The following is a 16,710-nucleotide window of genomic DNA, read 5'->3' on the forward strand; positions in this document are numbered from 1 at the left end:
TCACTCGAAAATATGCTTGAAACGGCGCTCGGCGAGACGGCTGCAACCCATCACGATCGCGACGTTCGCAATCAGCAGCAGCACGGCGATGCTCGCGCCGAGCGGCCAGTTCAGCGTACCGAGGAATTCGTCGTAGGCGGCGGTGGCCACCACTTTCAGACGGCGCCCGCCGATCAGCGCCGGCGTCGCGAAAGCCGACGCGGACAGCGCGAATACGATGATTGAACCCGACAGCACACCTGGCATGATCTGCGGCAGCACCACGCGGCGGAACACGCGCAGTGGCGAACCGCCCATCGACAGCCCCGCCCATTCGACGTGCGGATCGAGCTTTTGCAGCGTCGCCCACACCGACATCACCATGAACGGCACCAGCACATGCGTGAGCGCGATGATCATGCCCGTCATCGTGAAGACGAGACGGATCGGCTCGGACGTAATGTGAAATGCTTGCAGTGCGTTATTGAGCACGCCGTTATTCCCGAGCAGAATCTGCCAGCCGAGCGTGCGCACCACGACGGAAATCAGCAATGGGCCGAGCACGATCAGCAGGCACAGCGACTGCCAGGGCCGCTTCATGCGCGCGAGCACGATGGTTTCCGGCACACCGAGCAGTACGCTCAGCAGCGTCACGGCGAGCGCGAGACCCACCGTGCGCAAAAAGATTTCGCCGTAGTACGGATCGCTCAGCACTTCGACGTAATTTTTCAGCGTGTACGCGGCCTGCACACCGGCCACATCGCTGAACACGCGAAACGACAGCAGCAGCGTCAGCACGAGCGGCACGAACAGCAGCGCGCCGAACAGCAGCAGTGCCGGCGAAGAGAGCAGCCAGGGCGCCGCGCCCGCGCGTGAATCGTCAAGCGTTGCCATGAGCACGCTCCCGGGTCAGCACGCGCAGATCGTCGTCTGTGAACGAGAGTCCCACTTCATGGCCTTCGTCGGGCGGCGGCGCGCCGAAGTTCGGCTGCGCGATATGGAGTTTGCCGAGCGCCGTATCGACTTCGAGCAGCCACTGGTTACCGATGAACACGCGGTTCGCAATACGTCCGTGCATGCGCGCGTCGCCATTCGCAAGGCGTACTTTCTCCGGGCGAATGTAGACGTGCACTGCGCCTTCGACATCGCGCCCTTCGTGCGGCACGTGCAGCGTCGTGCCCGCCACATCCACGACGGCGCAGCGCGGATTACGCTCACGCACTTCGCCAGGCAGCGTGTTGGTACGCCCCAGAAAGGTCGATGCGAACGGCGTAGCGGGACGTTCGTAGGCATCGAACGGCGTGCTCAGTTGCGCGATGCGCCCCTTGTGCAGCACGGCGATGCGGTCGCTCATCGTCATCGCTTCGACCTGGTCGTGCGTGACGAGGATCGTCGTAATGCCGAGGCGCTTCTGGATCGCGCGCAGTTCGATGTGCATTTCCTCGCGCAGCTTCGCATCGAGATTCGACATCGGTTCGTCGAGCAGCAGCAGGTTGGGGCGCATCGCCAGCGCCCGCGCGATCGCGACGCGCTGGCGCTGGCCGCCCGACAGTTCCTTCGGATAACGCGCGTCCAGGCCGTTGAGCCGCACAAGATCAAGCGCTTCGGCGATGCGCGCCGCGCGCTCGTCGCGCTTCATGTTGCGCATTTCGAGACCGAAGCCCACGTTGCCCGCCACCGTCATATGCGGAAACAGCGCATAGCTCTGAAACACGACACCCATGCCGCGCTTTTCGGGGCGCTCGTGCGTGATGTCGCGTCCGCCGAGCGTGATGCGGCCCGCGCTCGGCGTCACGAAGCCGGCGATCATCTGCAGCGTGGTCGTCTTGCCGCAGCCGGACGGCCCGAGCAGCGACAGGAACTCGCCGCGTTCGACGGACAGATCGAGCTGCTCGACCGCAGTGAAATGGCCGTAGCGCTTCGAGATGCCCTGCAGAGTGAGAAAGGTCATGGCGTCGGTCCTGTGCGGAGTCGGGACGTAGGAACTGTTGAGCGGCTATGAGGCGGTTGCGCCGCTCAGCGTTCGACCGAGCGGTTCCAGCGCTCCGTCCATTCCGTGCGATGCTGGTTGATCGTGGTCCAGTCCATCGCCGTGAGCTTGTTCACCTGTTCCGGACCATACGGCACGCGCGCCGCGACCTCGGGCGTCAGCTTGACCGTTTGGTTGACGGGGCCAAGTCCGATTGCTTGCGCCTGCATTGCCTGCACTTCGGGGCTCAGCAGATACTGGATGAACTCCTGCGACAGCTTCGGCTGTGCGTTCTCGGCGAGCGCGCAGGCCGCTACCTGCAGCGCGACGCCCCCTTCCTTCGGATACACGAACTTGAGCGGAAAGCCCGTGTTTTGCAACGCGACGGCGCGACCGCTGCCATACGGCGCCATGATGACGTCGCCCGCCTGCATCAGGCCGTCCATCTCACCGGGCGTCGGCGCCCACGACAGCACGTCGGGTGCGACCTGCTTCGTCATCGTGTTGAAGCCGGGGTCGATATTCTTTTCGCCGCCGCCGTTCAGGCGCGCGAGCATCACGAGTGTATGCAGTCCATACGTGTTGGTGATGGGCGGCACGCCGAGCTTGCCCTTCAGGCGCTTGTCGGTGAGCGCCTGCCATGAATCGGGCGCGGGCAGACCGAGCTTTCTGAATGCCTCTTCGTTGTAGCCGATGCCCGTCGCGACCATGCCGACGCCGACGGCCGTCGGGCCCAGCCGCGCGAGCGGGTAGAGGTCTTTCATCACGGGCGCATCCTCGACCTTCGCGCACAGGCCGAGCTGCATCGCCTGATACATGGGGCCGTCGTCCATCACCGCAACGTTGATCTGTTGATGGCCTTTCTGCGCCTGAAGCTTCGCGAGCGTGTCGCTTGAATTGCCCGCCACATAGACGATCTTCACGTCATGCGCTTTTTCGAACGGCGGAATGACTTTCTGCCGGTACAACTGCTCGTTCGAGCCGCCGACGTTCGCGACATACAGCGTGGTTTCGGCGTGGACGTGGAAGGGAGCGGTCAGACAGACGACGGACAGTGCGGAGACGAGGGCGCGGAGCGTAGAACGGCAACGGCGGCGCGGCGATTCTTGCATGACGGCGATCTCCAGTCAGTGTGGGAATGGACGCTCTGGTGGCGTGTCCATGCATCACAGTCTGTGCCGGGATGGTCATATAGTCCAATACGAATAAAATAGCAATCTATACATTGTTGATATGGGTTGAAGCCGATGAACCTGAAACATGTCGAGGCATTTCGGGCGGTGATGGTAGCCGGGTCGATGACGGCGGCGGCCAAAGCGCTTTTCACGTCGCAACCGAATGTGAGCCGTCTGATCTCGCAGTTGGAGCGTGAGACCGGCTTGCTGCTGTTCCAGCGCAGCGGCGTGCGGCTGATTCCAACCAGCGAGGGCACAGCGTTTTTCCGCGAAGTGGAGCGCGCGTATGTCGGCTTGCAGGGGCTCACGAACGCCGCTGCGCAGATCCGCAATCTGGGCAGTGGGCGTCTGCGCATCGCGGCGATGCCTTCAGCGGGTCTCACACTCGTGCCGCATGCGATCAAGCGTTTTCAGGCGCTGCATCCCGGTGTGACCGTGTCGCTGCACGTCAATACGTCGGGCACGGTGAATCACTGGACGGCGTCGCAGTTCTGCGATCTGGGCGTGGCGGTGTACATCAGCGAGGCGTCGAATTGCGAAGTTGAGATGCTGTCCAAAGTGGCCGCCGTGTGCGTGATGCCGGCGGTGCACCGGCTTGCTTCAAAGGCTGTCATCAGGCCCGCTGATCTCGAGGGCGAGTCGTTCATCTCGCTGTGTCACGGCGACGGCACGCGCGCGCAGATGGATGAGGTGTTCCTGCGGGCGGGCGTCGAACGCAAGCTGGCGATCGAGGCGCAATATACGGCGATCTGCTGCGAGCTGGTGCGCTGCGGCATGGGTGTGACGCTCGCACATCCAGGCGTGGCGCTGGACTTCGTCGGGCCGGACATCGCGATCCGGCCGTTCTCGCCGGCGGTGATGTTCCCGATGTATCTGCTGTTCCCGCCGCACCGGCCGCGCGAACGGCTGGCGTCCGCGTTCATCGAAGTGCTGCGCGAGGAGCACGACGAGCTGATGGAGAAAATGGCGCGGATAGTGCCGGACTCAACGCCGAAGAAGACCCGCAAGCGAAGCGTGAAAAGGTGATCTTCGCCGGCCTCTCCTTCTATTGCCGCGTCACGTCATTTGAGGGCTGTGAGAGCCATCTCGATGAGTTGCTGCAGTCGTGCATTGGGATCGCCACTCTGTTTGCGCAAAATCATGAAAAGAGAAAGCGGATCGGGTGGATTTAAAGCGATCCGATGGATCGTGCATCCGGTTTCCTTGGCCAATGGCGTCGTTAAAAAAGCAGGAACAATGGCCCACGCTCCGTTTCTCAGCATCGGCGCCAGCATGTGTGCTTTCTCCACCCAATTTACGTGCCGCGAAAACCCGCGCCGAGCGCGCCATAGATCGAACTGAGGCGACCACGGCAGATGAATTTCTCTTGATGGATCGAGATCCGTCATGTCGAGAACTTCGGGCAACGGGGCTGAACCCGACGCAGCGTAGACCACAAACATCGCATAGTCTCGGATCTTTCTTGAAACAAGATCGACGTGTTCGGATGGAGTCAGTGTGAAGGCTACGTCAAGGTGACCAGAAACAACCCGGTTAGCGAGCTGGAAATAGCGCGAGCTTTCCATATGTAATTGGACAGGCGGTGTCTCATTAGAGAGCGCAGCGACAAACGGCGGTAGCACGTTGATTGCAACGGCGTCCACGGAACCGACAGCGAGGTGCCGCACCTGGTTCGCCTGAAGTTGCTCAGCCTCTATTTCGAGCATTTTCCAGCGCTCGGCAATGTCGAGAAAACGCTCACCTTCCGCCGTCAGCGATATGCCCCGCGCGCCCCTCGAACGCCGCAACAGCGGATGTCCTAACCGGCGCTCGAGGGACTGGATCCGATACGAGACTGTCGATTGCGTCGTAGATACGATCTCGGCCGCCTGAAGCAAACTTCCCGAGCGGACCACCGCCAGGAACGTGTTGATCTCCTCGCTGAACAGCATATCGAATCCTTCGATATTTGGTGAATAAAATCTGACATTGACCGATATTGTGCCCCCACCTTAGCCTAGCTGAATAGAAAAACAAATCCCGTCATTTGATTCGGTAACGTTTGGAGGCACATATGGGCAAGGCACTCGTCGGCATCGAAGATTTACCTCCGAGCCGCTTTCATAAGAGGATAGCCCTCGTGGCGGCAGGGGGACCGTTCTGTGACGGGTATCTGCTAGGGATCATCGTTGTAGCGCTGCCGTTCATTGCGAAGGACCTCGCGCTGAACGCGCTGCAGATCGGTCTGATCGGCGCGTCGAGCCTGATCGGCATGTTCGCCGGCGGCCTGGTTTTCGGACCCATGACGGACCGCTTCGGCCGCCAGAAGATGTATGTGCTTAATCTCGCCGTATTCGTTATCTGCTCACTCGCGCACCTGTTCGTGCATGACGTGACGACGTTGTTCATCCTTCGTTTCGTCATGGGGGTTGCGCTGGGCGCGGACTATCCCATAGCGACCGCGCTGGCAGCTGAATTTCTGCCTCGGAAGCTTCGCGGGCCGGTGCTCGCGAGCCTCGTGCTTTTGCTCTGGGTCGGATACACCATAAGCCTTGCAACGGGTTTGATCGTTAGCGGCAGCGAAAGCGGTGTATGGCGCTACATTCTTGCAAGCGCTGCGATTCCTTCGGCAATCTTCCTGCTGCTGCGCCTTAACATCCCCGAGTCGCCGCGCTGGTTGATTTCCGCAGGACGCGTAGACGCCGCTCGTGGCATCGTGGCACAGCATCTTGGGCCGCAGGTTGACTTTGAGGCGCTCGTTGCTGAAACCCGAGTCAGCACCTCCGGGCGTGGCCTCGGGCTGTCCAAAATCCGCGAACTGCTTTCGCGAGGCTATGGGCGCATGCTGGTGTTTTGCTCGATCTTCTGGATGTGTCAGATTGCGCCTTCGTTCGCAATCAAGACGTTTCAACCGATGCTATTGAAATCGCTCGGCGTCACTCAGCCACTCGCCGGCTCGCTCGTGATCATTTCATTTGCCATCGTCGGAACTGCGATCGGCATGTTCGTCGTCAACCGCGTCGGTCGGCGCACGCTTTGTCTGGTCTCTTTCGTTCTTGCAACGCTCGCGCTTTTTCTTCTGGCAACGCCGATGTCGAACATTGCCACGGTTGCGATCGGTTTGTTCGTTCTCTTCACGGTGGCTGAAGCTGCCGGCTCCGGGCTGCAATTCATCTACCCGAACGAGGTTTTTCCGACTGATCTTCGTGCAACCGGTATGGGACTCGCGATGTCTGCAAGCCGCATCGGAGCCGCGGCAGGAACGTTCCTCCTTCCTACCGTGCTAGTCCATTTTGGAAGCGCGACTGGTCTGCTTATCGCGGGTGGGATCAGCCTGATTGGCCTGCTCGTATCGGTTCGCATGGCTCCCGAGACCCGTAACGTGTCGCTCGGCGCGGCGAATGCTCCGAGCATGGCAGCGAGCGCCAGCGAACACTCTCTGCAGCGAAGAGAGGCTCGCAGCTGAGCGGAAAGGACGGCGTAGCCATCGCTGACGCCGGTCAGCCACAGCAACTCGGACTTAAGAATCTCACCCTGGCAACACTTCTTGCACCAATGCAAAGAGGCACTCTATGAATTCGGCACCTAAAGTCATCATCATCGGCGCTGGCATCATCGGCACCACACTCGCTTATGATTTCGCGAAACGCGGCGCGCGCGTCACCGTGCTCGACAAGAACGAAGTCGCGAAAGGCGCCACTTCTGGATCATTCGCGTGGATAACGAATCAGACGAAGTTCCGCAATGCGGACTCGCTTGGCGAAGTTGGCGCGCAGCATTACTTCAATCTGCATCGCCTGTCGCACCTGCGCTGGCGTTACCTGCAAAGCGAAATCGACGGTCTGCCGATTCGCTGGTCAGGCTGCTTTCAAAGCGCCGAGCCCGGCACCGAGGAGGCACGGGAACTCGCGGCGGAACTGGACCGGCGCCTGCGCTGGGGCAGCCCGACGTACCGCGTCACCGCGGCCGAGGCACGCGAGATTGAGCCGGGGTTTGAGCCGGGAGCCGAGACGGACATTTTCTACACGCCCGACGAAGGGATGATGTCCCCGGTGCAGCTAACGTCAAGGATGCTCGATGCCGCGGTCGCACACGGGGCGCAATACTCGCCACACGATGCGTATCTAGGCTTCGCGAAGACGGCGGGCGGTTACGAGATCCAGAGCGGAAGTGGCAAGCGCGAGGCCGACATTCTCATCTTCGCGGGCGGCATCGCGAACCCGGAACTCGTCGAAGGCACGGGGCTTAAGGCACCGCTCATCCACAGCATGGGGAGCGTCGTCCATCTCGCGCCGTTGCCACGCATTTTCGATTCGGTCATTCTTGGCTCGCATGTTCACGCGATCCAGCGCATCGACGGTCGTGTGGTCATCGCCAGGCACTTCTCCGGTTCGCCCGTTGGCGATCCAGGCACGCCCGACCCCGAGGAGCTTGTACGTGTCGCCGCGCGCGTGCTGCCCGGCTTGAAGGACGCCGTCGTGGAGAAAGTGACCGAAACGCGTCGCGTCATTCCCGCTGATGGACTGCCCGTCGTGAGCCGTTCTGAAGACCTGCCCGGCGTGCTTTCCATTACAACGAACGCAGGCATCAGTCTTGCGGCCGGACTGTCTCAGTTCATCACGACCGAATTGCTTGACGGCGTGATGGTGAACCTGATGGATCCGTACCGCTCCCAGCGTTTTGCATAGAACTCCGCGGGTAAGTTAATGTGGCGCGCTCTCGGGCGGTGCCGCAGCAGCATCGACAGCATCGCTCGATCGCGCAAACCTTTCAGAACGTCATCGCCTGCTTCCTCGACGAATGGCTATCAGCGCAAGCCTCTCGACGCGTTGGCTATCGACATGGCTCTTTAGGCGTGTTCGTGTTTTCGACCGCTCAGGCAGACACATAGGCGGTGCCGCGGCAGACAAAAGAACACACAACACAAACTGCAACAGCACCGACATGGATCTTGACGCGTGAAAACTCCGACAGCAAACCATTGAATTTCGGCGTGTGGACCGCGAACCGGAGGCGATGCCAGGCTCGCGCAGCAGCTGACGGTCACGTAGGCCGCGGTCCGCGGCCTGATGGATTGCTTCGAGCAGATATCAAAGCGCTTCAGAGCGGTTGGTTGTCTTTTTTGAACGGAGAGTATTCCGGCGCGTCTTCATGCTGGATCAGTCGCAGCAAAGGGCTGATCGCCCGGTTCAGCAAAGGCTGGCGGTGGCGCACCCAAACCTGCATCGGCTCCGGCCGGCAGCCGATGCGGGCTTTGGGTGCGAGCGCCGTTCTGCCGAAAGAGACGCGTCGGCAACCGAAATCGATTGCCTGCGTCAGCGACGCATGCAGAAGGCGTAGATAAAGCGGCACGCCATAGGTAGCAGCTTCGCGATCGAAACCGATGTGCCAGACGACCGCCGTGTCCGCGTCCTTGAGCGTGACAACGAAGCCATAAATATGGCTACCCTTGACCGCGACGTGGAAAACGATTCTTGCGCCGGCGGCTGCCGCTAACGCTGGCCAGTATTCCTGATCCAGCATAAATGGCCGCAACCTGGCATTGGTGTGGGTCTGCAGGTAAAGATCTTGCAGATGTCCAGTAACCGACGCCACGTCGTCAAGACGTTCCATCCGGAACCCAGCCGCATCGAACGGTTTGTAGATCTGGGACTTGACCGCATTGCGGTACTTGGAAGCAAGATTGGCAAGATAGTCAGCGTGGGTATGGACGCCTTCGGGTAGCGTCAGCACCATGTTGGGTTCGGTTTCGACGGCGGAATAGCTGAGTTTGCCGAGGCAGGCGCTGGGTTCCTTGTCGGCTTCGAGAATGTCCTTAACCACAATAAGGTTGGTCTGTCCGTCCAGCTTTTCGCATCGCCGGGTACGATACAGTGCGTCCGCCACGGCGGGCCACAGTTCCGCAGGAGTACTGCCGGGCGCGAAACAAACGCCGTGCTGCCCGTAACTGAGCAGGTTGCCGCAGACAAGAATACGCTCGGTGAGCGGCACTTTGAGTTTGCGCTTGCCTGGTTCACCGAAGTGCTCGAGGCTTACCTGGACGATTTGCATGCAAACTGCGGCTCGCGGTCCGTCGTCATCCGAGATCAAGGCGTAGCGCGGCTCCAGATTGGCCGGACCGGCCACTTCGATCATTTGCAGGTATTCAGGCGAAAAATAAAAGCTTTGCGCAGCAGTGACTGTGCGCCAATCCTCCACGTTAAGCTGTCGCAGGCGATGCGCAATAGCGATTTGAAAGCCGCTGGCGCGACGCAGTTGCTTGCGCAGTTGCAGGCGGGTGTTCAGTTGCTTTGGAAGTAGTTTCATTGCGAAGGGGCCCTGGACGACCGGCAAACTGGCACCCGAGCAATCTTACAACCGCTTTGGTCCCGCTGGCGAGGTGTCCCGATGTCGTCGTAAGTCACGCTTCTGAGCCGCCCACGCTGTTGCATCTGCTGACATCGTTGTGCGGATCAATTCGTTTTCAACGGCTTTTGATCGAACTACGATGTGCGCTTGATTCGTTCAAGAGGCATTCGTGAGCGGCCCAAAAAGCCACCCTTGCGACGCCCAAATAAGCGTTTTGCACATTGATAGCGTGGCGGAAGGAATGTGCAAATCGTGTAGAGCATCGGTGCATCCGACGCACCGACGCGCCTTGGGAAGCAGACTGCGCGTCGGCTTTCGTCGGCGGGTGTGCCGCTGCGCAGACGCGCCACGCGCTTCGAACGGCCAGCCTATACAAGGTCCAAACGTTGCAAAGCAAAGCACAAATGCTTGTTTGTGCATTGCCACTTCACTGACTAGATTCAACTGTTGCCATGAGCAGGAGGGCGCATCATGTCGATGAGCCTCGCATCGTTTTGCCGTCTGGCCGTGCTTCATCCGTTCGAATTCGTGCGTCAGCGCGCGCAGGCGCGGCCTGTGCCGTCTGTACCAGAGCATACGTGGAAGGACGATCCTGAGCGCCTCGAACGCATTGCCCGCTATGCGCGCGCCGGCTACTTCAACATCACAGTCACATCCGATTCGTGTCAGATCATCGGCGAAATAGCGCCGGACTGAATTCGTTCACTCGCAGGCAAGGAGCGCAACTAATGAGCGATGTCGTCATTGAACAGCCGGCCGTCGTCGAAGCCGCCTTGAACTATCTCGTCGCGACGGGGGAAAAGCCCGCTACCTACGCTTATGAGCCGCCTGCTGGCGTGCCGCAGCGCAGTGGCGTGTATCGGACGCAGCGTGTGAATATCGTCAATGCGCGGGTTTCGCCGCCGCCGGGTGGTTTATCGTTGGACCGCAACGGTTTCGAGTTGCGGCAGCACGCGAGCGCGCTCCGCGATTTCACGGACCCTGCTGCGATAGAACGCATTTACTATCCCGAGTCGGAGGCGCTGCTAAGGCGCTGGACGGGCGCGACGCGCGCCGTCATCTTCGATCACACGATTCGCGATGGCCATGCGGCGCGTCCAGGCAACGTGCGCGAGCCGGTCAAGTTCATTCACAACGACCAGACCTTCGTATCGGGTCCGCGCCGCGTGCGCGATCACCTGCCGCCGCACGAAGCGGAAGAACTGCTCAAAGGCAGGGTGGCGATCGTCAACCTGTGGCGTCCGATCGGATCGACGGTCGAATCGTCGCCGCTGGCGTTGTGCGATGCGCGCAGTATCGCGCCGACTGATCTGGTGCCGGCGGATCTGATCTATCAGGACAAAGTCGGCGAGACCTATGCGTTCGTGTACAACCCGAAGCACCGCTGGTACTACTTTCCGCTGATGAAGCCGGAAGAAGTCCTGCTCCTGAAAATCTACGATTCCGCTGGCGACGGTGTCGCGCGGCTGACAGCACATACGGCATTCGATGATCCGTCGTCGCCGCCGGACGCAAGACCGCGTCGGAGTATCGAACTGCGCACGCTATTGTTCTTCTGATGCTTGCCGAAGCGTGCACGGGCAAGATCGCATAAGCGCTTGGCACGGCCGGATAGACGCAGGAATGTGAACAGCGGTATGACGGGCCGTAACGCGCTTACCTCACCGCATGGGGTTCGGCAAGGGTGGGCGTTGCCGTGACCGGCTGCACCTGTTGCGACTCGCGCTTGACCCGCTCGATATCGCGAAAGCGGGTAGCCGGATGCGTCTGCGGCAGACGCGCACCGTCGCCGAACAGCTTCTCGCGCAGCGTGCCGGGCGTGTACGCGGTCGGGTACACGCCACGGCGCTGCAACTCCGGCACGAGGTAATGGACGACGTCTTCGAACGTTTCGTGCGCGATGGCATACGCAAGATTGAATCCGTCAACGCCGGTCGCCTCGACCCATTGCTGCAGGATGTCCGCCACCGTCGAAGGTGAGCCGACGAATACAGGACCCATGCCGCCGACGCCGCCCCAGATCGCGAGTTCCTCGATGGTCCATGCCTTGTCGCCCCCTGACAGATGTTCGACGGCCGAGACGATGGCGTTGGTTTCGACGCGTCTCACGAGATCGGTGGGCGCGTACTGGCCGAAGTCGATACCCGTCCATCCCGACATGAACACGAGCGACCCGTCATACGACACATAGCGCTTGTACTCTTCGAACTTCGCCTGCGCCTTCGCATCCGTTTCATCGACGATCACGGTGACGAGGTTGTAGATAAGCAGCTTGTCCGGATCGCGGCCTGCTTCCGCTGCCTGGCGTCGCACATCGCTCACGTAGTTTTTCAGCACGGCTTGCGTCGGCGCGGCGACGAACACGCATTCGGCGTGCTGCGCAGCGAATGCCTTACCCGGACCCGATGCACCCGCCTGAAAGAGCACCGGCGTGCGCTGCGCAGAAGGCTCGCAAAGGTGATAGCCGGGCACTTCGAAGTACTTGCCCTTGTGGCCGATTTCGTGGACCTTCTCCGGGTTTGTGAACACGCGCTTCTCGCGGTCGCGGACAACCGCGCCGTCTTCCCAGCTTCCTTCCAGAAGCTTGTACAAGACTTCGACGTATTCCGTCGCGACTTCATAGCGATTGCCGTGATCGCGCAATCCGCCTTCGCTGATGTTCTTCGCGCCGCTCTCCAGATACGACGTGACGATATTCCACGCGAGCCGGCCCTTCGTCAGATGATCGGCGGTCGAGAGGCGGCGCGCGAAGGTATACGGATGCTCGAAGCTCGTCGACGCCGTGATGCCGATGCCAAGGTGCTCGGTGACCATCGCAATCGGCGCGGCGAGTTGCAGCGGATCGTTGACGGGAATCTGCGCGGCCTGATGCAGCGCGTGATAGTTGTTGCCTTTGTAGACGTCGTAATAGCCGATCACGTCGGCGATAAAGATGCCGTCGAAAATACCTTTCTCCAATACCTTCGCGAGATCCGTCCAGTATTCGAGATCCTTGTATTGCCAGGAGCGGTCGCGCGGATGCGCCCACAAGCCCGGCGACTGATGACCGACGCAATTCATCTCGAATGCATTGAAGCGAATGGGTTTGGTCATGACGCTCACTTGCTCCCTCGGCCGGGGCCGTTGCCGATACTCCAGATAAACGGCGGCTCCTTGCCGTTAATCACCCAGTCGCCGACGATGCGCGCCTTGTAGACGAGGGGATTGTGCGACGACACGGTGCGCGCGTTGCGCCAGTGACGATCGAGCGCCTGCGTGGTGCTGGTCGCCGACGCACCGAGCGCATTGAACAGATGCGTCGCCGCGCGCAATACGAGGTCCGACACGACCAGCTGGCTCTGCGCCGATTCGAGTTCCGCATCGACGTTGGCGCGATGCTGCGCTTCGGCATCGTTGGAAAAACGGGCTTCGTACGCGCGTTGCAAAGGCTGCGCCGCCTGCCCGGTCAGCGCCTGTGCCGCATAGGCCCATGAGGCGATTTCGCCCGCCACCTGCTGGATCTGCGCGTCTTCGCTCACGTGCGGCGCGTTGCCGTGGCTATAGATGCGCTTGCGCTGCCGCACCAGCGTGCCGACGTCGCGCGTAATGGCCGCACCGATGCCCGCCAGTGTGGCGACATGCACCAACTGATAAAACGCGGTCTGATACTTGAAGCGCCGCTCGAACGCAATGATGTTATGGGCATCGACCGAGGCATTGGTGAATACCGTCGTGCCGCTGCCCGTGGTTGTCTGGCCGAACCCGTCCCAGTCGTCCTTGCGTGACACACCGGGTTGATTCGTGCTGACGGCGGCGATTACGTCGGCGCCGTCTTCCTCGCGTTTCGCGAGCACGTCGATCCACTCGGCAAAGATGCTACCTGTGCTGTAGTACTTCGAGCCATTCAGCACGTACTGGCCATCGCGTCGGGATACCCTGGTCGACAGCGTGCCGACGGCGACGTCGCCCACTTCGGACCACGCGCTGCCCACCAGTTGTCCGCTCACGAAACGGTCGAACCAGGTGTTGCGCGCGGTGCCGGGCGGCACATTCAGCCAGTCTTCGACGAAAGCGAAGTGCGCGCGCAACGCCTGCGGCAGATTCGAATCGGCCGCAGCGAGTTCGATCAGAAGACGAAACAGTTGCGGCAGCGACGCACCGGCACCGCCATGCGCGACCGGTATCCGCACTGCGCCGAAGCCCGCGTCCTTGAGCCAGCCAATCGCTTCATGCGGCAATTCGCGCGAACGGTCGCGCTGTGCCGCGCCCTCGGCGATCCGCTCGAAGATTGGGCGAAAGCGATTGGCGAGTGATTCGTAGTCGGTTCCGACGGAGAGATCGGCGGCGTTCGATGAGGTCATGCACATCCTTTGAAAAGGCAGTAGCGAAGCCCACGACGCGGGTTGAGCGCTGGACAATGGCGAGTATAAAAATCACCGCTCGCCGCACGTAAATAACGGATTGGCAGATCGTTATCCGTATGGCGACTAATGTCGGCGCGATAGCGGTGGTATGACTGCGGGGACAGAAAATGCCATCAAGCGGTTGAGAATACTAAGCATATGAATAGCGATTCGTTTGCGGCATGGACGAGCTTGTCTAGCATGAACGGTCATGCATCCAGAAGCGATCCTCCCTGCAATGAATCAGCCTGTCCTGAAGGCCGTCTCCATCACGAAGCGATTCGGCGCGACGACTGCGCTGACCCATCTCGACCTCGACATCCGTGCGGGAGAAGTGGTTGCGTTGATGGGCGCGAACGGCGCTGGCAAATCGACGCTCGTCAAGATAATCAGCGGCGTCTACGGAGCGGATAGCGGTGCGCTGACTTTGCGCGGCGAAACCTTCGCGCCTTCGTCGCCGCAGCAGGCCAAACGGCTTGGCGTCGCGACCGTGCATCAGAGCACCGCCGATGCCGTGGTACCGGCCTTATCTATTGCGGATAACCTGTTGCTCGATCAGCTTTGCGATGCGGCGTCTGCGTGGCGTATGACGCCAGCGGTGCGCGTCGATGCCGCGCGGCCACTTGCGCTGCGCGTCGGACTTGAAGTCGACCTGTCTGCGCCGTTGCATACGCTGTCGCTGGCAGGGCAGCAACTTGTGACCCTGGCGCGTGCATTGGCCGGCAATCCGTCGTTGCTGATTCTCGATGAGCCTACGGCGAGTCTTTCTGCGCCCGAAGCGGAGCGGCTTTTCGCCTTGATCGAGCGTTTGCGTGCCGACGGCGCGGCGATCTTGCTGGTGTCTCACCGGCTAGGTGACCTGCGCCGCATCGCGGACCGCGTGACCGTCATGCGCGATGGCCGCATCGTGGCGGATCTGCGTCCGCCCATCGATTTCGACGCCGCGGTAGAAACGATGATCGGCCATGCACTGCCCGCCGATCGCGCTGCACCGCACGACAGCGGCACATCCAGCAACGTGGTGTTCAGCGCGCGCGATCTGAAGCTGACGCCAGCCTCGATACCTTTCGATCTGGACGTCGAAGAAGGCAAGATCGTGGCTATCGCAGGCCCCATCGGCGGCGGAAAATCGCGTCTCGCGCGCGTCATCTTTGGCGAAACGCGCGCCGTGCAAGGCGACATGCAGTTGCTCGGCCAGCCATGGCGACCGCGCTCGCCCGCTGACGCGATTCGCGCGGGTGTCTACCTCGCGGGAGAGGACCGCTGGCGCTCGTCGCTCTTTCCGGACAGCGTGCCGTTCGCATCGATCGCGGGCACGCTCAGTTTTCCATTTTTGTCACGCTGGCATAAGGGCGGCTTCGTGCGTCGTGAGACGGAGCGGGCGGCGGCCGGCGAGGCGATTGCCGCATTCGGCGTGCGCTGCACGGGACCGGACGACCGGCTGTCGCGTCTGTCGGGCGGCAATCAGCAAAAGGTCGTGCTCGCGCGTTGGCACGCGGAACCATCGAAGCTGTTGCTGCTCGACGAACCGTTTCAGGGCGTCGATGCAGGCGCGCGCGCCGACATCGTGGCACTGCTGCGCAAGCGTGCGGCGGGGCGTGCCACGCTGGTGTTCGTCAGCGATCTCGAAGAAGCGTTCGAAATCGCCGATCGCGTCGTGCATTTCGATCGCGGTACGACACTCGAGCGCGCGGCTCCCGCCGATTCTCTTTCTTTTGTTGCTCTCCCTCATTCATGAAATCCACCACCCCGTCCGTGACGACGAACGTCCCTGCCGAATCGACGGCGCGCCCGCGCTCGGGCAGTCTGCGCGAGCATCTGGAACGCACGGGCATCCTGCTGGTGCTGGCCGTGCTGATCGTCGTGTTCGCGGTGCGCGAGCCGGCCTTTCTGAACGTCGACAATCTGCTGAGCATTCTGCAGGCCGTTTCGATCGTCGCGCTGCTGGGCATAGGCGTCACGATCACGCTGGCGGCAGGCGGCTTCGATCTCTCGGTAGGCAGCGTCGCTGCAACCGCGCAAATGGTCGCGAGCTATGTGCTGATCGTATGGCATGGCGGAGCGTGGAGCGCCGTGCTGGCCTGTCTGGCATTCGGCGTGGTCGCGGGCCTGTTCAATGGTGTGCTTATCACACGTCTGCGCGTGCCCGACCAGCTTGCCACGCTCGGCACGCTGTTCCTGCTGGCGGGTCTGCAATTGATTCCGACAGGCGGGCGTTCGCTTGCGACGGGCACCGTGCTGCCCGACGGCACGGAAGCGACGGGCAGCTTTCCCGATCTGTTTCTCGCGCTGGGGCGTTCGCGCCTGTTGGACATCGTGCCGCTGCCTGTTCTGCTGCTGGCGGCGTTGACGGCGGTGGCGTGCTTCGTCATGGAGGCGACGCGCTGGGGGCGGGTGATCTATGCGATCGGCGGCAACGAAACGGCCGCGCGCCTCGCCGGCGCGCCGACGGCTCGCTATCGCATCGCGGCCTATGTCGCGTCATCGACGATTGCCGCGTTGGGCGGTGTGCTGATTGCGGCACGCGTCGGCCGGGGCGATGTGAGCGCGGGGCATTCGTTGCTGCTCGACGCCGTCGCGGCGGCGCTGGTCGGCTACGCGGTATGGGGCGCGAAGCGGCCCAACGTGCTCGGCACGGTGGTGGGCGCGGTGTTCGTCGGCGTGCTGCTCAACGGCCTGACCATGCTGAACGCGCCGTACTACATGCAGGACTTCATCAAGGGCGTGCTGCTCGTGTTTGCATTGGCTTTCACATTCAGTGTCGGCTCGCGTTCGGGTGCGCGCGTGTGAGACGAGAAAACCATCCGCGCATCGACGTCATATCTAATTTCGAATCGCTCAGTTTGTGTTCGTGACGAGCGTTGCTAGATTGTGCCAA

14 protein-coding genes are annotated in these 16,710 nt (G+C 61.5%); 7 read left to right on the forward strand and 7 right to left on the reverse strand.

Features of this window, described 5'->3' with window-relative positions; all coding sequences use genetic code 11:
- From VSR82_RS26390 to VSR82_RS26400, 3 genes are all read right to left on the reverse strand, one after another.
- Complete coding sequence (locus tag VSR82_RS26390) at positions 1-873, reverse strand: ABC transporter permease (RefSeq protein WP_368581619.1); 873 nt, start codon at positions 871-873, stop codon at positions 1-3.
- A complete protein-coding gene (locus VSR82_RS26395; RefSeq protein WP_368623174.1) occupies positions 860-1,930 on the reverse strand; it encodes an ABC transporter ATP-binding protein in 1,071 nt (356 codons plus the stop codon). Before VSR82_RS26395 ends, VSR82_RS26390 begins: the two co-directional genes overlap by 14 nt.
- A gap of 65 nt (positions 1,931-1,995) precedes the next feature.
- Positions 1,996-3,060, reverse strand: a complete 1,065-nt coding sequence (locus VSR82_RS26400) for an ABC transporter substrate-binding protein (protein WP_498858226.1) — start codon at positions 3,058-3,060, stop codon at positions 1,996-1,998.
- Between the two features lie 135 nt (positions 3,061-3,195).
- On the opposite strand from VSR82_RS26400, the gene VSR82_RS26405 reads away from it, so the two are divergent.
- Positions 3,196-4,149, forward strand: coding sequence for a LysR substrate-binding domain-containing protein (locus tag VSR82_RS26405; RefSeq protein ID WP_368581622.1), 954 nt, complete (start codon positions 3,196-3,198; stop codon positions 4,147-4,149).
- A 35-nt stretch (positions 4,150-4,184) separates the two neighbouring features.
- On the opposite strand, the gene VSR82_RS26410 is transcribed toward VSR82_RS26405, so the two are convergent.
- Positions 4,185-5,054, reverse strand: coding sequence for a LysR family transcriptional regulator (locus tag VSR82_RS26410; protein ID WP_429462285.1), 870 nt, complete (start codon positions 5,052-5,054; stop codon positions 4,185-4,187).
- Between the two features lie 122 nt (positions 5,055-5,176).
- Here VSR82_RS26410 and VSR82_RS26415 point away from each other — a divergent pair, with 122 nt between their 5' ends.
- Both VSR82_RS26415 and VSR82_RS26420 read left to right on the forward strand, forming a co-directional pair.
- The gene (locus VSR82_RS26415) at positions 5,177-6,568 is read left to right on the forward strand and encodes an MFS transporter (protein WP_368581623.1); all 1,392 of its coding nucleotides are present in this window, start codon (positions 5,177-5,179) and stop codon (positions 6,566-6,568) included.
- A gap of 106 nt (positions 6,569-6,674) precedes the next feature.
- Entirely contained in the window at positions 6,675-7,790 is a 1,116-nt protein-coding gene (locus VSR82_RS26420; RefSeq protein ID WP_429462289.1) for an NAD(P)/FAD-dependent oxidoreductase, read from the forward strand.
- A 412-nt stretch (positions 7,791-8,202) separates the two neighbouring features.
- Here VSR82_RS26420 and VSR82_RS26425 read toward each other — a convergent pair whose 3' ends face one another.
- A complete protein-coding gene (locus tag VSR82_RS26425) occupies positions 8,203-9,408 on the reverse strand; it encodes a GNAT family N-acetyltransferase (protein WP_429462291.1) in 1,206 nt (401 codons plus the stop codon).
- Positions 9,409-9,921: 513 nt separating this feature from the next.
- Between VSR82_RS26425 and VSR82_RS26430 the strand changes: the two genes are divergently transcribed.
- Together VSR82_RS26430 and VSR82_RS26435 are read left to right on the forward strand one after the other, a co-directional pair.
- Positions 9,922-10,146, forward strand: coding sequence for a hypothetical protein (locus VSR82_RS26430; protein ID WP_429462293.1), 225 nt, complete (start codon positions 9,922-9,924; stop codon positions 10,144-10,146).
- A gap of 32 nt (positions 10,147-10,178) precedes the next feature.
- Positions 10,179-11,009, forward strand: coding sequence for a CmcJ/NvfI family oxidoreductase (locus VSR82_RS26435; protein WP_368581627.1), 831 nt, complete (start codon positions 10,179-10,181; stop codon positions 11,007-11,009).
- A gap of 97 nt (positions 11,010-11,106) precedes the next feature.
- On the opposite strand, the gene VSR82_RS26440 is transcribed toward VSR82_RS26435, so the two are convergent.
- Both VSR82_RS26440 and VSR82_RS26445 read right to left on the reverse strand, forming a co-directional pair.
- On the reverse strand, positions 11,107-12,543 hold the full coding sequence (locus VSR82_RS26440; protein WP_429462296.1) for an LLM class flavin-dependent oxidoreductase: 1,437 nt from the start codon (positions 12,541-12,543) through the stop codon (positions 11,107-11,109).
- Between the two features lie 5 nt (positions 12,544-12,548).
- Positions 12,549-13,790 (reverse strand): acyl-CoA dehydrogenase family protein, encoded by a 1,242-nt coding sequence (locus tag VSR82_RS26445; RefSeq protein WP_429462299.1) that lies wholly within the window; start codon positions 13,788-13,790, stop codon positions 12,549-12,551.
- A gap of 280 nt (positions 13,791-14,070) precedes the next feature.
- Between VSR82_RS26445 and VSR82_RS26450 the strand changes: the two genes are divergently transcribed.
- Together VSR82_RS26450 and VSR82_RS26455 are read left to right on the forward strand one after the other, a co-directional pair.
- Complete coding sequence (locus VSR82_RS26450; RefSeq protein WP_498858227.1) at positions 14,071-15,570, forward strand: sugar ABC transporter ATP-binding protein; 1,500 nt, start codon at positions 14,071-14,073, stop codon at positions 15,568-15,570.
- Positions 15,567-16,622, forward strand: a complete 1,056-nt coding sequence (locus VSR82_RS26455; protein ID WP_429462303.1) for an ABC transporter permease — start codon at positions 15,567-15,569, stop codon at positions 16,620-16,622. Before VSR82_RS26450 ends, VSR82_RS26455 begins: the two co-directional genes overlap by 4 nt.
- Positions 16,623-16,710 lie beyond the last annotated feature (88 nt).

The organism is Burkholderia sp. JPY481, from assembly GCF_038900515.1.
Lineage (GTDB): Bacteria > Pseudomonadota > Gammaproteobacteria > Burkholderiales > Burkholderiaceae > Paraburkholderia > Paraburkholderia youngii.